Source organism: Pseudomonas sp. GL-B-19 (assembly GCF_019956415.1).
GTDB lineage: Bacteria > Pseudomonadota > Gammaproteobacteria > Pseudomonadales > Pseudomonadaceae > Aquipseudomonas.
In genome coordinates, this window is the sequence record NZ_JAHBDK010000031.1 from 102,531 (window position 1) to 118,586 (window position 16,056).

Consider the following 16,056-nt stretch of genomic DNA (forward strand, 5'->3'; position numbering starts at 1 on the left):
TCAACAAACATGGTGACTGTTACACCGCTTTCGCGAGCAGGCTCGCTCCCACAGTGGACAATGTTATGCCGGCTACAAGGGCATGTGCTTTAGTTTCCCTTTTCAGGGAGAACGCCATGAGCGAATTCGACCTCGGTCGCCGTCGTGTCATGCAGGCGGTGGGCGCCGGGCTGCTGTTGCCGGGGCTTGCGCCGGCCGTGATCGCCTCGGTCAAGGATCGTCCGAAACTCACCGACGGTGTGCAGTCCGGCGACGTGCTGGGTGACCGGGCGATGATCTGGAGCCGCAGCGACCGCCCGGCGCGGATGGTCGTGGAGTGGGACACCCGCAGCCTGTTCAGCAACCCGCGCCGATTTGTCTCGCCGCTGGCCGATGCCCGCACCGATTTCACTGCGCGCGTGGAGCTCACCGGGCTGCCCGCCGATCAGGCGATTTTCTATCGCGTGTCCTTCGAGGACGCCCAAAGCGGTGTCGCCAGCGAACCCTGGTTCGGCCATTTGCGCAGCGTGCCGCAAACTCGCCGTGACATTCGTTTTGTCTGGAGCGGCGACACCGCCGGCCAGGGCTTCGGCATCAACCCGGACATCGGCGGCATGCGCATCTACGAAGCCATGCGATTGCGCCTGCCGGATTTCTTTATCCACAACGGCGACACCATCTACGCCGACGGCCCGATACCCGCGCAACTGACCACCGAAAGTGGCCGGGTGTGGCGCAACATCACCAGCGAAGCCAAGAGCAAGGTCGCCGAAACCCTGGATGAGTTTCGCGGCAATTATCGCTACAACCTGATGGATGAAAACATCCGCCGCTTCAACGCCGAGGTCCCGCAGATCTGGCAATGGGACGACCACGAAGTGGTGAACAACTGGTCACCGGGCAAGCAACTCGATGCACGCTACCAGGAGAAAGATATCCACAGCCTGGTGGGCCGCGCGCGTCAGGCCTGGCTCGAATATGCACCGATGCGCTTGCAGAGCGCCGACAACGGCGGGCGGATTTATCGCAAGCTCGGCTATGGGCCGCTGCTCGATGTGTTTGTGCTCGACATGCGCAGTTATCGCGGCGCTAACGATGACAACCTCGGCGCTGCCAAACCCTTTCTCGGGCGTGAGCAACTGGACTGGCTCAAGCAGGCATTGAAAGGCTCGCAAGCCCAGTGGAAAGTCATCGCCGCCGACATGCCGATTGGCCTTGGCTCACCCGACGGAGAGGTCAGCCCCGGCGTGACGCGGTGGGAAGCGGTGGCCAATGGTGATCCGGGACCGGCCCAGGGACGTGAACTGGAAATCGCTGAATTGTTGGGATTCTTGCGGGCGCAGCAAGTGCGAAATTTCGTATTTTTGACGGCGGATGTGCACTACTGCGCGGCGCATCACTACCACCCGGATCGTGCCGCGTTCCAGGACTTTGAGCCGTTTTGGGAGTTTGTCGCCGGGCCCCTGAACGCAGGGAGTTTTGGGCCGGATTCGCTGGATATGACGTTCGGGCCTGAGGTGGTATTCGAAAAGGCATCGCCTACGCAGAACGCCTCGCCGTTTGCCGGGTTTCAGTTTTTTGGCGAGGTGAATATTGACGGGCAGACAGGGGAGATGAGGGTGGTGTTGCGGGATCTGGATGGGGTTAGTGTGTTTGAACAGAAGGTGCAGCCGGTCTAATTGAAGTGGCACCACCCCTGTGGGAGCGAGCCTGCTCGCGAAGAGGTCATTACATTCAACATCTTCGTTGTCTGTAAGATCGCCTTCGCGAGCAGGCTCGCTCCCACAGGGAGGGTGGGGTGTCAGTAAACGTCGCGGCGGTAGCGGCCCTGTTCGATCAGGCGATCTACCTCAGCAATCCCGAGCAGTTCGTTGAGTACGTGATCGACGCCCGATGCCATTCCTTGCAAGCTGCCGCAGATGTAGATGACGGCGCCATCAGCCAGCCATTTCTTCAGCTCATCCGCTGACTCACGCAATCGATCCTGCACATAAATTTTCTCGGCCTGATCCCGTGAAAACGCCAGGTCGAGTCGCTCCAGATCGCCCGAAATCAACCACTCCTCCAGCTCATCGCGGCACAGGTAATCGTGTTCCCGATTACGTTCGCCAAACAACAGCCAATGCCGTTGTTGACCATCGGCAATCCGCGCCTTGAGCAAACTGCGCAGCCCGGCCAGGCCGGTGCCGTTGCCCAGCAGGATCATCGGCACCGGCTCGGCCGGCAGATGGAACCCACTGTTGCGCCGCACTCGCAGGCTGATGGTACCTCCCACGGGTGCGTGTTCGGTCAGCCAGCCGGAGCCGATGCCCAGGCTGCCGTCGGCGTGCATTTCCTGACGCACGATCAGTTCCAGAATGCCGTCAGCCGCAATCGAGGCGATGGAGTATTCGCGCATGGCCAATGGAACCAATGCATTGAGTAATGCCTGAGCGTGCAAGCCGACCAGGTGGGCTCTGTTTTCCGGTAGCTGGCGCGTGGCGAGTGCTTGCTCCAAAGGTTGTGACAAGCCATCAAACGCCACCGAAGCACGACCGTCGATGCCCAGGCCATCGAGGAAGTGCTCGATGGCCCACGGGCAATTACGCGGCAACACTTCCACCAGATCACCGGCCAGCCAACTGCTGGTGGACGGGGCGGTAAGACCCAGCAAGTACACGGGCGAACCGCTGCTGTCCGGGTTCATCAAGTCGCGGCGGGTCAGTGTCCAGTTGTCGTAACTCGGTGCTTGCCAGGTGTCGACCGGTGTTTGCCCGGTCAACAGGCCCAGTTGTTGCTGCCAGTGACGCAAGGCGTACGGGTCGCCGCTGTCGACTTCCACCGGCGCGAACAAAGTCTTGCCGCCATGCTCACCCAACCAGACGTGCAAGCGTCGGGCGAAGCCGCAGAAGTGTTGATACTGGCGATCACCGAGGCCCAGTACCGCATAGTTCAGGCTTTGCAGGCTCGACGCCCGACCCAGCACCTTGCGTTCGAACCCGCGGGCACTGTCCGGCGCTTCGCCATCACCGAAGGTGCTGACCACGAATAACGCATTACTGGAATCAAGCAAATCCTGTTCGCTGACACTCGCCAGCGGCTGCACGTTCACCGGCAGTCCGGCGGCCTGCAATTGTCCCGCTGTCTGCCACGCCAGTTGTTCGGCGAAACCGCTTTGGCTGGCGAAGCCGATCAGCCACGCCGGTGCATCGCTGCCCGGTTGATCGAGGCCTTTGCGTGCGTCCTTGATCTGCTTTTTCTTGCGCCGACGATCCAGGTACAGCAACCAGCCCGTGACGAAAAACAACGGCATGGTCAGCGCGGTAATCGTCAGGATGATCCGCCCGACAATGCCGAAGTAGCTACCGACGTGCAGTGCATAAATGCTGGTCAGCCATTGCGCCTTCAGGCTCTTGTCACTGTAGCGATCGTGCTGCTTGACGATACCGGTCACCGGATCGAGGGTGATCTGGTTCATGGCACGGTCGTGGGGGGATGTTTTCAGCAGGTAGAACACGGTCGCCGGCTGACCGGCCACTGGCGGCATACGGACGTTGTAAGCACTGAGTGCCGGGCCCGCGGCGCTGTAGACGCTGCTCCAGATCGCCGCGTAGTCGGCGGTTGGTGCCGGACCGCTCGGCGCAGGACCGCGACCACCGCGCGCGCGCTCGTTTTGCGGTGCGTCGGACAGCAAACGGGTCAGGCCTTTGTTGTACCACTCATACGACCAGGACAACCCGGTCAGCGCCGCAAAGAGGTAAAACACCAGGCACCAGGTGCCGGCCACCGAGTGCAAATCCCAGTTGAAGCTACGACCCTTTTTCTTCCAGTCCAGAGTCAGCCAGGCACGCCAGCTTTTCCACTGGCGCGGCCAGCGCAGGTACAGACCGGACAAGCAAAAGAACACCAGAATCAGCGTGCACGCGCCGGTGATGTTGCGACCGGTGTCGCCCATGGCGAGAAAACGGTGCAGTTGCAGCACGAAGCCGAAGAAATCCTGGCCGGTGGCGTCGCCCATGAACTCGGCGGTGTACGGATCGAAGTAGCGCATCTCGCCACGGCGTTGGCCCGGTGGAGGCGTGAAAAACACCTTGGCCGCATTGCCACTGTCGGTCTCGACGAAGAGCATCGAGACTTTTTTGCCGGACGCGGCTTCGATGTGCTCGACCAGTTCGACGGGCGGCAGGACGCCAGCAACCTGCTTCTCGACCTGCAACACGGAAGGGTTCAGCACACTCAGGATTTCATCCTGAAACGATACCGTTGCCCCGGTGATGCCCATCAGGGCCAGGACCAGCCCGGCGCTGATGCCGAAAAACCAGTGCAACTGGAACAGGGTTTTCTTCAACACGTCGCTCGCCTTGTTCGTTCAAAAAGTGTCATCACGGCGCGCATTATGCCGTGGGTTGTCGAGAAACATTCTTTTTTACGCACAAAAGCCCCGCTCATGTAGATGAACGGGGCCTGGCGTTATTGCCAGCCACTCTCCATGTGGGAGCGAGCCTGCTCGCGAAGGCTATGTCAGCCGCAACCGATTAAGTGCGACAGACACCGTATTCGCGAGCAGGCTCGCTCCCACTTAGATCAGAAGTGGAAGTTAGTGCTCAGCAATGCCGTACGGCCCGCCGCCTGGTTGGCGAAGTGGGTCGAGAAGGCTTTGTCGTAATACGTTTCGTTGGTCAGGTTCTGCACGTTCAGTTGCAGGTCGACGTTTTTGCTCAGCTTGTAGGCCGCCATCGCGTCGTAACGAACGTAAGATTCAACCATGGTGGTGTTGGCCACGTTGCCGAATACATCGTCGACATAGAACGCACCGCCACCGACAGTCAGCCTCGGCATGACCTGATAGGTCGTCCACACGCTGGCGCTGTTTTTCGGCGTGTTAGGCAGTTCGTTACCATCATTGACTGCACCCAGCGGGCCGCCGTCGATTTGCTCGCTGTCCATGTAGGCGTAGCCGGCGAACACTTGCCATTTGTCGGTGATCCTGCCGGTGGCCGACAGCTCGACACCTTGAACGCGGGTTTTGCCGACGTTTTCAAACGTCGTTGTGTTGACTTGAACGCGGGCGTTATCTTTTTCGGTGCGGAAGATATCGGCGGTCAGCGACAGCTGATCATTCATCAGGTCCCACTTGGTACCGATTTCGTAGTTCTTGGTGGTTTCCGGTTCCATGTCGCTTTTCAGCAGGTTGCCGTTGCGATCCGGTGTGCCACCCAACGGGTTGCCTTCCGCACCATCACCCAAGGTGTTGCCCGGTGGCGTGGCAGACGTCGCGTAGGACGCATAGATGCTGCCGTTTTCCGCCGGTTTGTACACAACGCCGAACTGACCGGTGACGAATTCGCTGGTGTCATCGCCCTTGGACGTGGTCACGCTGGAACCGTTGAAGGTTTTGTAGTCGGTGTCGAAATGGTCGTAACGCAGACCCATGTTCAACAACCACTGCTGGGACAACTCCAGGGTGTCGAACACATACAACGCGTACGTATCGGCCTTGGTGTCGGTGCCGGCATAGTTACGCGAGATCGCACCGTTCCATGGATCGTTCGGGTTCGGGTTGGACAGCGATGTGCAGTTGTAACCGCTTGGTGCACCGATAATCGCAGGGTTGCAGTTGAAGCTTGGAGGAGGGGTTGTCGTCAGTGGCGTAGTGTCGGTGTTGACGTTGTACGAGGATTTCTGGCTCTCCTCGTGGGTGTACTCGATACCGGTGGAGTAGCTGTTCTTGAACCCGGCGATGTAGATGTCACCAAACAGATCGGTCTGGTTAGTCGTGGTCTCGGTGTTGCTGACCCGGGTGTTGGCCCGACGCCAGACGGTGCCATTGTTGACGTTGCCCTTGCTGTCGTCCGGCTGGGTCAGGATGTAATCCTGCATGCTGGAACCGTGGCGCAAGGTGTTCTTGACGGTCATCGCGTCATTCAGATCGTGCTCGATGGCGAAGGTCGCGGTGTCGGTGCGGCCCTTGCGGAAGTCTCGGTCATTGAGGCCGTAGAAGTTTGTGCTGTCGCCGCCGTCGTCCGGTTTGTCCGGGTTGGATTTAGTGCGGGCAGCCGAACCTGCAGCCGGAATGGAGTAGGGAATGCCCGAATCCGGTGTGTCGTTATTTTCCAGATGGTAGTAATCGAGGTTGACGCGGGTGTCGGTGCCCAGGCCGAAAGCCAGCGATGGCGCAACGCCCCAGCGGTCGTAGTCGACGCTGTCACGGCCAGCGACGTTGCTTTCGTGGCTCAACAGGTTCAGACGGCCAGCGGTGGTGTCATTTAACTGATAGTTGCCGTCCACAGTGTAACGTTGGGTCTGGTCCGAACCCCAGGTAAAACCACCATCAAACGAGTCACCCAAGTGGGCCTTTTTGCTCACCAGGTTGATGGTGCCGCCAGCAGCGCCACGGCCACCCATGGCCGAGTTCGGGCCTTTACTGACTTCAATCGATTCGACGGCGAAGATCTCGCGGCTCTGCGAACCGGTGTCGCGCACACCGTCCAGATAAGTATCGCCCTGCGCGTCGAAACCACGAATGAACGGACGGTCGCCTTGCGGGTTGCCACCTTCACCGGCACCGAAGGTGATGCCCGGAACGGTGCGCAGCGCGTCCTGCATATTGAGGGCGCCGGTGTCCTTGATGACTTGTTGCGGGATGACGGTGATCGAACGCGGAGTATCGACCAGCGGCGCTGTGTACTTGGATGAGGAGGCTTTTTCGACGAAGTAGGATGTCTCGTCCTGAGCCTCGCCAGTGATGGCGGTAGCGCCCAGCGACAGCACATTACTCGGTGCTTTTTCGTCGGCTTTTTCCGCCGCGAAAACCATGTGGCCCGCAGAACCGGCAGTAATTGCCATGCCAATGGCCGATGCGAGCAAACGTGGTGAACTGACCGGTACGTGTGGTTGTTGACGCGACATTTTGAATTCCCCTCCCCAAGGATTTGAGGCCGCGGAATATAGGGTAGACGCGTATTTGTATCAATTGCGAAACGTTATTATTTGCGAAGAATTTACATTCTTTACAATTTTACCTTACGGTTTTTGGTGGTTCGTCCGTCGTGAGGGTTTTACAGAAGCAATAAGAATCAATACCATTAGCGCTCCTTTGATTTCAGGTGTCTTTGCCATGCTGCTGCACATTCCCGGCTTGTTCGCGAAAGAAGAAGTGCAGCGCATTCGTGAGGCTCTGGAACAGGCCGATTGGGCGGACGGCAAGATCACCGCCGGCTATCAGTCGGCCAAGGCCAAGCACAATCTACAGCTGCCTGAAGGTCATCCACTGGCCAAGGAAGTGGGAGCGGCGATGCTCGATCGGCTGTGGAAAAATCCGCTGTTCATGTCCGCCGCGTTACCGCACAAGGTTTTTCCTCCATTGCTGAATTGCTACACCGCCGGCGGCAGTTTCGATTTTCATATCGATAACGCCGTACGCCAGCCCAAGGGCAGCATCGAGCGGGTGCGCACCGATCTTTCGGCGACGCTGTTCTTCAGCGAGCCTGCGGACTACGACGGCGGTGAACTGGAAATCCAGGACACCTTCGGCACGCAACGCGTGAAGCTGCCGGCGGGGGACATGGTTTTGTATCCCGGCACCAGCCTGCACAAGGTCAACGCCGTCACACGCGGCACGCGTTACGCCTCGTTCTTCTGGACACAAAGTCTGGTGCGCGAAGACAGTCAGCGCGCGCTGCTGTTCGAGATGGACGGGGCGATCCAGCAGTTGACGCAGGACATGCCGGATCATCCTTCGTTGATTCGCCTCACCGGCACCTATCACAACTTGCTTCGCCGCTGGGTCGAGGTATGAGTTATCAACTGCGCCGCGAGGAAGTCCTCGACGGTGATTCGCTCAAGGCCATGCTGGAGGAAAGCCCGGCGCGCGCAGCCCAGGCGATTTTGATGGCTGCTCGCGAAGGCGTACTCGATGCTCAGGCCTTGCTGGGGCAGATTCTGCTGGATGGGAACGGCATCGCACAGGATCAGACGTTGGCGTTGCGCTGGTTCGTGATCGCCGCGCATGGCGGGCACCTGATGGCTCGCAACATGCTCGGGCGTTGTCATGAGCATGGGTGGGGTTGTGTGGCGGATGCTTCGGTTGCCGCACGGCATTACCGAATCGCGGCGCAGAGGGGGCTCGATTGGGCGATGTACAACTACGCCAACCTGCTGGCCACCGGGCGAGGAGTGGTCGAAGACCAGGCACAAGCGTTTAATCTCTATCGCCACGCGGCTGAATTGGGTCACGCGAAGTCGATGAACCTGTTGGGGCGCTATCTGGAGGAAGGGCGGGTGTGCCCCGCAGCTCAGGCAGCGGCCCGCGACTGGTATCGACGTTCGGCGGTCGGTGGGGATTTCCGTGGGCAGTTCAGTTATGCCGCTGTGCTGGCCGAGGAAGGGAATGCCGAAGAGGCGTTGGCTTGGTTGCATAAAGCATTGGCCGGTGGAAATCTGAATTTCCTGCGGGTCGCGAGCAAGAGCTTGTCAAACGCTGAGAATCCACAATTTCGCGCACTGGCACCCGAATATGCCCAACGTGTTATCGAACTTGAGCGGCAACTGACACCGCTGTAACGCAGACACAAAAAAGCCCATGACACGTCATGGGCTTTTTGATTTCTGCGTGTGGTTTTTACACGTAAAACGATTTCAACGGCGGGAAGCCATTGAACTCAACCGCGCTGTAACTGGTGGTGTACGCACCGGTCGACAACCAGTACAAACGATCACCGATCGCCAGGTTCAGCGGCAGGCCGTATTTGTAGTTTTCATACATGATGTCGGCGCTGTCGCAGGTCGGGCCGGCGATGACCACTTCTTCCATCTCGCCTTTCTTCTCGGTCCAGATCGGGAACTTGATGGCTTCGTCCATGGTTTCGATCAGGCCGGAGAACTTGCCCACATCCGTGTACACCCAGCGCTCGACGGCGGTACGGGATTTACGCGCGACCAACACCACTTCGCTGACCAGGATGCCGGCGTTGGCGATCAGCGAACGGCCTGGTTCAAGGATGATTTCCGGCAAATCATCACCGAAGTCTTCCTTGAGGAAGCGGATGATTTCTTCGGCGTAGGTTTCCAGGCTGTTGGTGCGGGTGATGTAGTTGGCCGGGAAGCCGCCACCCATGTTGATCAGCTTGAGGTGAATGCCGTCTTCTTCCTTCAGACGCTCGAAGATCACTTTGACCTTGGCGATCGCTGCGTCCCAGACGCTGATGTCGCGCTGTTGCGAGCCGACGTGGAACGAGATGCCATAAGGCACCAGGCCCAGGTCACGGGCGAGGATCAGCAGGTCCATGGCCATGTCGGTCTGACAGCCGAATTTGCGCGACAAAGGCCAGTCAGCCGTGGTCGAGCCTTCGGTGAGGATGCGCACGTAGACTTTCGAACCCGGTGCAGCCTTGGCGATGTTGCGCAGGTCGGCTTCGGAGTCGGTGGCATACAGACGCACGCCCTTCTCGTAGAAGTAGCGAATGTCCTTGGATTTCTTGATGGTGTTGCCGTAGCTGATGCGATCCGGGCCGACGCCCTGGTTCATCACTTTGTCGAGCTCGTAGATCGACGCGATGTCGAAGTTCGAGCCTTTCTCTTTGAGCAGGTCGATGATTTCGACGGCCGGGTTGGCCTTGACCGCGTAGTAGACCTTGGCGAATTCGAAACCGGCGCGCAGGTCGTCATAGGCCTGGCTGATCATCGCGGTGTCGATCACCACGAACGGGGTTTCTTGTTTGTCGGCGAAGGCCTTCATTTTGTTGAAGGTATCGCGCGCGAAATAGTCTTCGACGTTGATCGACATGCTGGGAACTCCTACTGGCAAACTGAAATTAACAATGGGTGCAAATGAACGTCCTCCGTATCCCCACTTTGGTTCGCCTACTTCCCAAGGCATGTCGCCGAAAGCAAAAAGGCCATGGGAATCGGTGCTTTCCCTTGGCCTTGCTGTCTCGTCGTCAGTACTTGAGCCGGATGGATCGTTTCCAGCATGGACGTTCGGCGCGAACTTTAGGGCGTGAGGGGCTTGAGATCAACAAAAAATGTCGCGTTTTTACACGGTTCCGTCGTGCGGTCCCTGTCAGTTACTGATGTAACCGACCTGCATGACAGTGTGATGTTCCCGTTGGATGGGTATTTGAGGGGTGTCAGAGGGATTTGTGGTGCCCCCAATCGCGGGCAAGCCTTGCTCCTACAAGTTTTGTGGCGTGCCAATTTCGTTTGCACGACACCAATCCCGTAGGAGCAAGGCTTGCCCGCGATGGCGTCAGATCAGGCCAACGCAGTCTCGGCTGGCGAAACAATGCTGGTCTTGCCCCCACGGGACTTGCCAGAGCTCAAATACTCGGCAATCGACTCCTGAGTCACTTCACCCAGAAACACCCGCTCAGCATCCATCACCGGCAGCCACGAACGATTGAACTCGTACATGCGCGACAGCAGAATGCGCAAATGCTCGTCGTACGCCGCCGTGGCATTGAACTCACGCAGATACTGCGCGCAAGTCCCGGCCTGACGGTGCAAATCGCGGCGTCGCACATAGCCTAGAGCCTTGTTGTCTGCACAGGTCACCACGACGTATCGGCGGTCCAGTTCGTCCATCAACTCCAGCGCCTCGGCCACCGGCGTTTCCGGGCTGACCGACGGCGCGTTGTCCGCCGCGTCTTCGGCTTTCACCAGCAACAGACGCTTGAGCGTGCTGTCCTGGCCGACGAAGTTGCTGACGAAATCATCCGCCGGGTGCGCCAGCAGGGTGTCCGGGTGATCGATCTGCAACAGTTTTCCGGCGCGGAAGATCGCAATCTTGTCGCCCAGCTTGATCGCTTCGTCGATGTCGTGGCTGACCATGATCACGGTCTTGTTCAGCGCCCGCTGCATCTCGAAGAACTCGTTCTGAATCATCTCGCGGTTGATCGGGTCGACCGCGCCGAACGGCTCATCCATCAGCAACAGCGGCGCATCCGCGGCCAACGCACGAATCACGCCGATCCGCTGCTGCTGACCGCCGGACAACTCACGCGGGTAGCGAGTCAGGTACTGCTTGGGTTCGAGCTTGATCATGCTCATCAACTCGCGGGCGCGGTCGTGGCATTTCTGTTTGTCCCAGCCCAGCAGGCGCGGAACGATGGTGATGTTTTCCTCGATGGTCATGTTCGGGAACAGACCGATCTGCTGGATCACGTAGCCGATATTGCGACGCAAGGTCACTTCGTCGAGGTCGGTGGTGTCTTCGCCGTTGATCAGGATCTTGCCCGAGGTCGGTTTGATCAGTCGGTTGATCATCTTCAGCGTGGTGCTTTTGCCGCAGCCCGATGGCCCGAGGAACACACAGATTTCGCCTTCATTGACGGTCAGGCTTACCGAGTCCACGGCTTTCACATCTTTGCCGTTGCTTTGGAAGGTCTTGCTGAGGTTTTGAAGTTCGATCATTTCAGGAGTCCAGGTAGGGGGTGTTCGCCGCAAATGGCGGAGCGCGTTGGAGCTGTGATCCCGCCGGGCAAGGCGTGGGACGCAGGAAATGTCGTTTCCTTTTCAAGTCCCACAACGCAGCCCGGCGGGATCACAGCTCCAACCCGGAGGGCCGTGCCCCACAAAGCGCAATCCGTCGTTGCTCGTCGTTCATTTGAAGAAACCAAATCTCTCTCCTCGCGCCTAGTCTTGCGCTTTGTGGGGCGACGGCGCGCCCGCCATTTGCGGCGAACACCCCCTACTCGTCAGCGTGCGTTGCAGCCATTGCAGAAGCAGGTCGGCGAAGATGGCCAGGAGGCTGACCAGCACGGCGCCGACGATCAGCATCGACATGTCGCTGCGGCTGATGGAAGCGAGAATGAGTACACCGAGGCCACCGGCGCCGATGGTCGCGGCGATGGTCATGACACCGATGTTCATGACCACGGCGGTGCGCACACCGGCGAGGATCACTGGCACCGCGATCGGTAGTTCGACCATGCGCAGGCGCTGGCCGAAGGTCATGCCGATGCCGCGCGCGGCTTCGCGAATACCCGGTTCGACACCGGTCAGGGCGAGGTAGGTGTTACGCATGATCGGCAGCAGCGAGTACAGAAACACTGCGGTGATCGCCGGCATCGGACCGAGGCCCTGGCCGAATTTGGAGTAGAACGGCAGCAGCAGGCCGAACAACGCAATCGACGGCACGGTCAGCAACACCGTGGCGCTGGCCTGCAACGGGCCGGCGAGTGTCGGGAAACGCGTCATCAGGATGCCTAGCGGCACGCCGACCACGATCGCCAACGTCACAGCGATGCCGACGAGGGTGATGTGTTGCCAGGTCAGGTGCAACACCAATGGCCAGTCGAGATGGGAAAAGGCGTTCAGAAATTCCATGTCTTTTCCTCCTTATTTAATGGGATGTTGGCGCAGGAAATCGGCGGCAACGGATGACGGGCTTTGGTGATCGACATCGACCCGCGCGTTGAGCTGGCGCATGGTTTCGTCGTCGAACAGTTCGGCCAGCGGCTTGAGTTCTTCGGCGAGTTTCGGATGGGCGTCGAGGTACACCTGGCGCACGACTGGTGCGGCGGTGTAGTCGGGGAAGTAGTGCTTGTCGTCTTCGAGCAGTTTCAGCTTGAAGGCGTTCAATCGACCGTCAGTGGTGTAGACCAGACCGGCAAATACCTGGCCGTTGCGCAGGGCGGTGTAGACCAAACCAGCATCCATTTGCCGGATGTTTTTGCGCGTCAGGTTCATGCCGTAGAGGTCGACCATGCCGTTCAGACCGTCGGAACGGTTGGCGAACTCGGTGTCCAGCGCGACCAGGTGATTCTGTTTCTGCTCAGCCTGCAACACCGTGTTCAGCTCGCTGATGCTGTTGATCTGTGGATAGGCCTTCGCGGTTTTTTCCGGCAGGGCCAGGGCGTAGGTGTTGCTGAACTTCGACGGGGTCAGCCAGACGAGGCCTTTTTTCGCGTCGAGTTCTTTCACCTTGGCGTAGGACTGGGCGCTGTCGAGTTTTTCCGTGATGTGGTTGTAAGCCACCAGCGACACGCCGGTGTATTCCCACATCAAATCCAGCTGGCCACTTTCGTGGGCGCTGCGAGCGAGGTTGCTGCCCAGTCCGCCGGTCACCTGAGTGTCGTAACCCTTGGTGCGCAGGTATTGGGAGGTGATTTCCGCCAGCAGGGTTTGTTCGGTGAACACCCGCGCGCCGATGCGGATCACCGGTTTTTCAGCGGCTTGGGCAAATCCTGCGAACAGCAGGACGCAGCCTAGTAACAAGCTAATACTTTTCATGAAATTTCCTTTGCCGAGGCTTAAGACGGGCGCAAGCCGCGTTCGAGCCAGAGGCGGCTGGCGAGTGTCACCAGACCGTCGAGCAGCAAGGCCAGCAGGGCGGTGCAGGCCGCGCCGAGCAGCAATTGCGGCTGATTGTTCAGGGCGATGCCGGGGAAAATCAGGCTGCCCAGACTGTTGGCGCCGATCAGGAATGCCAGCGGTGCCGTGCCGACGTTGATCGCCAGCGCCACGCGCACGCCGCCAATGATGATCGGCACCGCGTTCGGCAACTCGACTCGCCACAGCACTTGAGTCGGGGTCATGCCGATGCCGACGGCGGCTTCTTTCAGTGAACCCTGAACGTTTTTCAGGCCTTCATAGGTGTTGCGCACGATCGGCAACAGCGAGGCGAGGAACAGGGCGAAGATTGCAGGGCCGCTACCGATGCCGAGGATGCCCAGGGCGATGGCCAGTACGGCAAGAGGCGGCACGGTGTTGCCGATGTTGAAGAGCTGCATGAAGCGTTCAGCGCGTCCCACCATGGTCGGACGGCTGAGGAAGATGCCGGCGGGGATACCCACAACAAGGGCAGCCAGCATGGAAGCGAGGACGAGAATCAGATGAGCTTGCAGGTAAAACAACAAATCGTCGCGGTAATGTTCGATCGTGTTGATGCCAATCCAATGGACCAGCAGGGCCAGAAGGGCGACGACAACCGCTCCTCCTATCAGCCCTTTGCCATAGCGAATAGCCACAGGCGGACTCCTTTTTTCTTTTGTCGGCGAACGCAGTCCCGTACGGCTGTCCATTCCTGGCTGCCGGGAAAATCAACGTTCGCGAGAAGCAGCTCTTCATGCGGGTAAAACCACATGAGATCGAGCCATAAGCGCAGCCTCGTCAGGCTAACTTGCTGATTTTTCAGCCCCTGATACGAGTGCCGTAACAGGGGAGTGGACGTCTGCACCTTTTAAAAGGTTCCATATTTAACAGCAGATAGCCACCCTTGATGCCCAACCACGTACCTGTAGGAGCCGGCTTGCCGGCGATGGCATCACCTCGGTGTATCTGACAGACCGAGGCGATGCCATCGCCGGCAAGCCGGCTCCTACAGAGTGATGCGGTGTTCGGTGGGCCTACGAGCGGTGGTCCGTGACAGTCGGTTTGCGCTATACTCGCCGCCCTTTTTTGAATCACCTGCCAGGCGATTTCCCATGACCAAACAGGCCGCCGAAGTCGCGAAACGCCGCACTTTCGCCATTATTTCCCACCCCGATGCCGGTAAAACCACCATCACCGAGAAACTCTTGCTGATGGGCAAGGCGATTGCGATTGCGGGCACGGTGAAGTCTCGCAAGTCCGACCGCCATGCCACCTCCGACTGGATGGAAATGGAAAAGCAGCGTGGTATCTCGATTACCACGTCGGTCATGCAGTTCCCGTATCGCGACCACATGATCAACCTGCTCGACACCCCGGGCCACGAAGACTTCTCCGAAGACACCTACCGCACCCTGACGGCGGTCGACTCGGCATTGATGGTCCTCGACGGCGGTAAGGGTGTAGAGCCACGGACCATCGCGCTGATGGACGTTTGCCGTCTGCGTGATACGCCGATTGTCAGCTTCATCAACAAACTCGACCGTGACATCCGCGACCCGATCGAACTGCTCGACGAAATCGAAGCGGTCCTGAAGATCAAGGCCGCGCCGATCACCTGGCCGATCGGTTGCTACCGCGACTTCAAAGGCGTTTACCACCTCGCCGACGACTACATCATCGTGTACACCGCCGGTCACGGCCACGAGCGTACCGATGTAAAAATCATCGAGAAGCTCGATTCCGATGAAGCTCGCGCACACTTGGGCGACGAGTACGATCGCTTCGTTGATCAACTGGAACTGGTGCAGGGCGCCTGCCACGAGTTCAACCAGCAGGAATTTCTCGACGGTCAACTGACCCCGGTGTTCTTCGGTACTGCATTGGGTAACTTCGGTGTCGATCACGTGCTCGACGCCGTGGTCAACTGGGCGCCGAAACCGCTGGCCCGTGTTGCCAACGAGCGCACCGTAGAACCGGTCGAGGAGAAATTCGCCGGCTTCGTGTTCAAGATCCAGGCGAACATGGACCCGAAACACCGCGACCGCATCGCCTTCATGCGTATCTGCTCCGGCAAGTACGAAAAAGGCATGAAGATGCGCCACGTGCGCACCGGCAAAGACGTGCGGATCGGCGACGCGCTGACCTTCTTCTCCTCCGAGCGTGAGCAACTGGAAGAAGCGTTTGCCGGCGACATCATCGGTTTGCACAACCACGGCACCATCCAGATCGGCGACACCTTCACCGAAGGCGAAGTCCTGGGCTTCACCGGTATCCCGCACTTCGCCCCGGAACTGTTCCGTCGCGTGCGTCTGCGCGATCCGCTGAAATCCAAGCAACTGCGTCAGGGCTTGCAGCAACTGGCCGAAGAAGGCGCGACCCAGGTGTTCTTCCCTGAGCGCAGCAACGACATCATCCTCGGCGCCGTCGGTGTGCTGCAGTTCGATGTGGTCGCCAGCCGCTTGAAAGAGGAATACAAGGTTGAGTGCTCCTACGAGCCGATTACCGTTTATTCCGCGCGCTGGATCGATTGCGACGATAAGAAGAAGCTTGAGGAGTTCCGGATCAAGGCCGTGGAAAACCTTGCAGTCGACGGCGGTGGTCACCTGACCTACCTGGCCCCGACCCGGGTTAACCTGGCGTTGATGGAAGAGCGCTGGCCGGACGTGAAATTCCGTGCGACGCGTGAGCATCATTAAGCGCTGAGTCGAAACACCGAAAACCCCGTTGCGAAAGCTGCGGGGTTTTTTGTTGCCTGAAGCATTCCCCCTGTGGGAGTGAGCCGGCTCC

11 protein-coding genes are annotated in these 16,056 nt (G+C 59.1%); 4 read left to right on the top strand and 7 right to left on the bottom strand.

Annotation, left to right across the window (positions count from 1 at the left end; genetic code table 11):
- The first annotated feature begins 116 nt into the window (after positions 1-116).
- A complete protein-coding gene (locus KGB06_RS13300) occupies positions 117-1,658 on the top strand; it encodes an alkaline phosphatase D family protein (protein ID WP_223516409.1) in 1,542 nt (513 codons plus the stop codon).
- Positions 1,659-1,780: 122 nt separating this feature from the next.
- On the opposite strand, the gene KGB06_RS13305 is transcribed toward KGB06_RS13300, so the two are convergent.
- Together KGB06_RS13305 and KGB06_RS13310 are read right to left on the bottom strand one after the other, a co-directional pair.
- Positions 1,781-4,309, bottom strand: coding sequence for a PepSY domain-containing protein (locus KGB06_RS13305; protein WP_223516411.1), 2,529 nt, complete (start codon positions 4,307-4,309; stop codon positions 1,781-1,783).
- Positions 4,310-4,542: 233 nt separating this feature from the next.
- Positions 4,543-6,867 carry a TonB-dependent receptor gene (locus tag KGB06_RS13310; RefSeq protein ID WP_223516413.1) on the bottom strand — a complete coding sequence of 775 codons (2,325 nt, stop codon included), beginning with the start codon at positions 6,865-6,867 and terminating at the stop codon, positions 4,543-4,545.
- 208 nt (positions 6,868-7,075) lie between these two features.
- Between KGB06_RS13310 and KGB06_RS13315 the strand changes: the two genes are divergently transcribed.
- A complete protein-coding gene (locus KGB06_RS13315; protein WP_223516415.1) occupies positions 7,076-7,756 on the top strand; it encodes a Fe2+-dependent dioxygenase in 681 nt (226 codons plus the stop codon).
- A complete protein-coding gene (locus KGB06_RS13320) occupies positions 7,753-8,520 on the top strand; it encodes a tetratricopeptide repeat protein (RefSeq protein ID WP_223516417.1) in 768 nt (255 codons plus the stop codon). Before KGB06_RS13315 ends, KGB06_RS13320 begins: the two co-directional genes overlap by 4 nt.
- A 58-nt stretch (positions 8,521-8,578) precedes the next feature.
- On the opposite strand, the gene KGB06_RS13325 is transcribed toward KGB06_RS13320, so the two are convergent.
- The 5 genes from KGB06_RS13325 to KGB06_RS13345 form a co-directional block, all read right to left on the bottom strand.
- Positions 8,579-9,742 (bottom strand): type III PLP-dependent enzyme, encoded by a 1,164-nt coding sequence (locus KGB06_RS13325; RefSeq protein WP_027924486.1) that lies wholly within the window; start codon positions 9,740-9,742, stop codon positions 8,579-8,581.
- A gap of 467 nt (positions 9,743-10,209) precedes the next feature.
- Positions 10,210-11,367, bottom strand: coding sequence for a betaine/proline/choline family ABC transporter ATP-binding protein (locus KGB06_RS13330; protein ID WP_223516419.1), 1,158 nt, complete (start codon positions 11,365-11,367; stop codon positions 10,210-10,212).
- A gap of 222 nt (positions 11,368-11,589) precedes the next feature.
- Positions 11,590-12,282, bottom strand: coding sequence for an ABC transporter permease (locus tag KGB06_RS13335; RefSeq protein ID WP_223516421.1), 693 nt, complete (start codon positions 12,280-12,282; stop codon positions 11,590-11,592).
- Positions 12,283-12,294: 12 nt separating this feature from the next.
- Complete coding sequence (locus KGB06_RS13340) at positions 12,295-13,188, bottom strand: glycine betaine ABC transporter substrate-binding protein (RefSeq protein ID WP_223516423.1); 894 nt, start codon at positions 13,186-13,188, stop codon at positions 12,295-12,297.
- Between the two features lie 20 nt (positions 13,189-13,208).
- Positions 13,209-13,925, bottom strand: a complete 717-nt coding sequence (locus KGB06_RS13345; RefSeq protein ID WP_223516425.1) for an ABC transporter permease — start codon at positions 13,923-13,925, stop codon at positions 13,209-13,211.
- Between the two features lie 456 nt (positions 13,926-14,381).
- On the opposite strand from KGB06_RS13345, the gene KGB06_RS13350 reads away from it, so the two are divergent.
- Positions 14,382-15,965, top strand: coding sequence for a peptide chain release factor 3 (locus tag KGB06_RS13350; RefSeq protein ID WP_223516427.1), 1,584 nt, complete (start codon positions 14,382-14,384; stop codon positions 15,963-15,965).
- Positions 15,966-16,056: the final 91 nt, after the last annotated feature.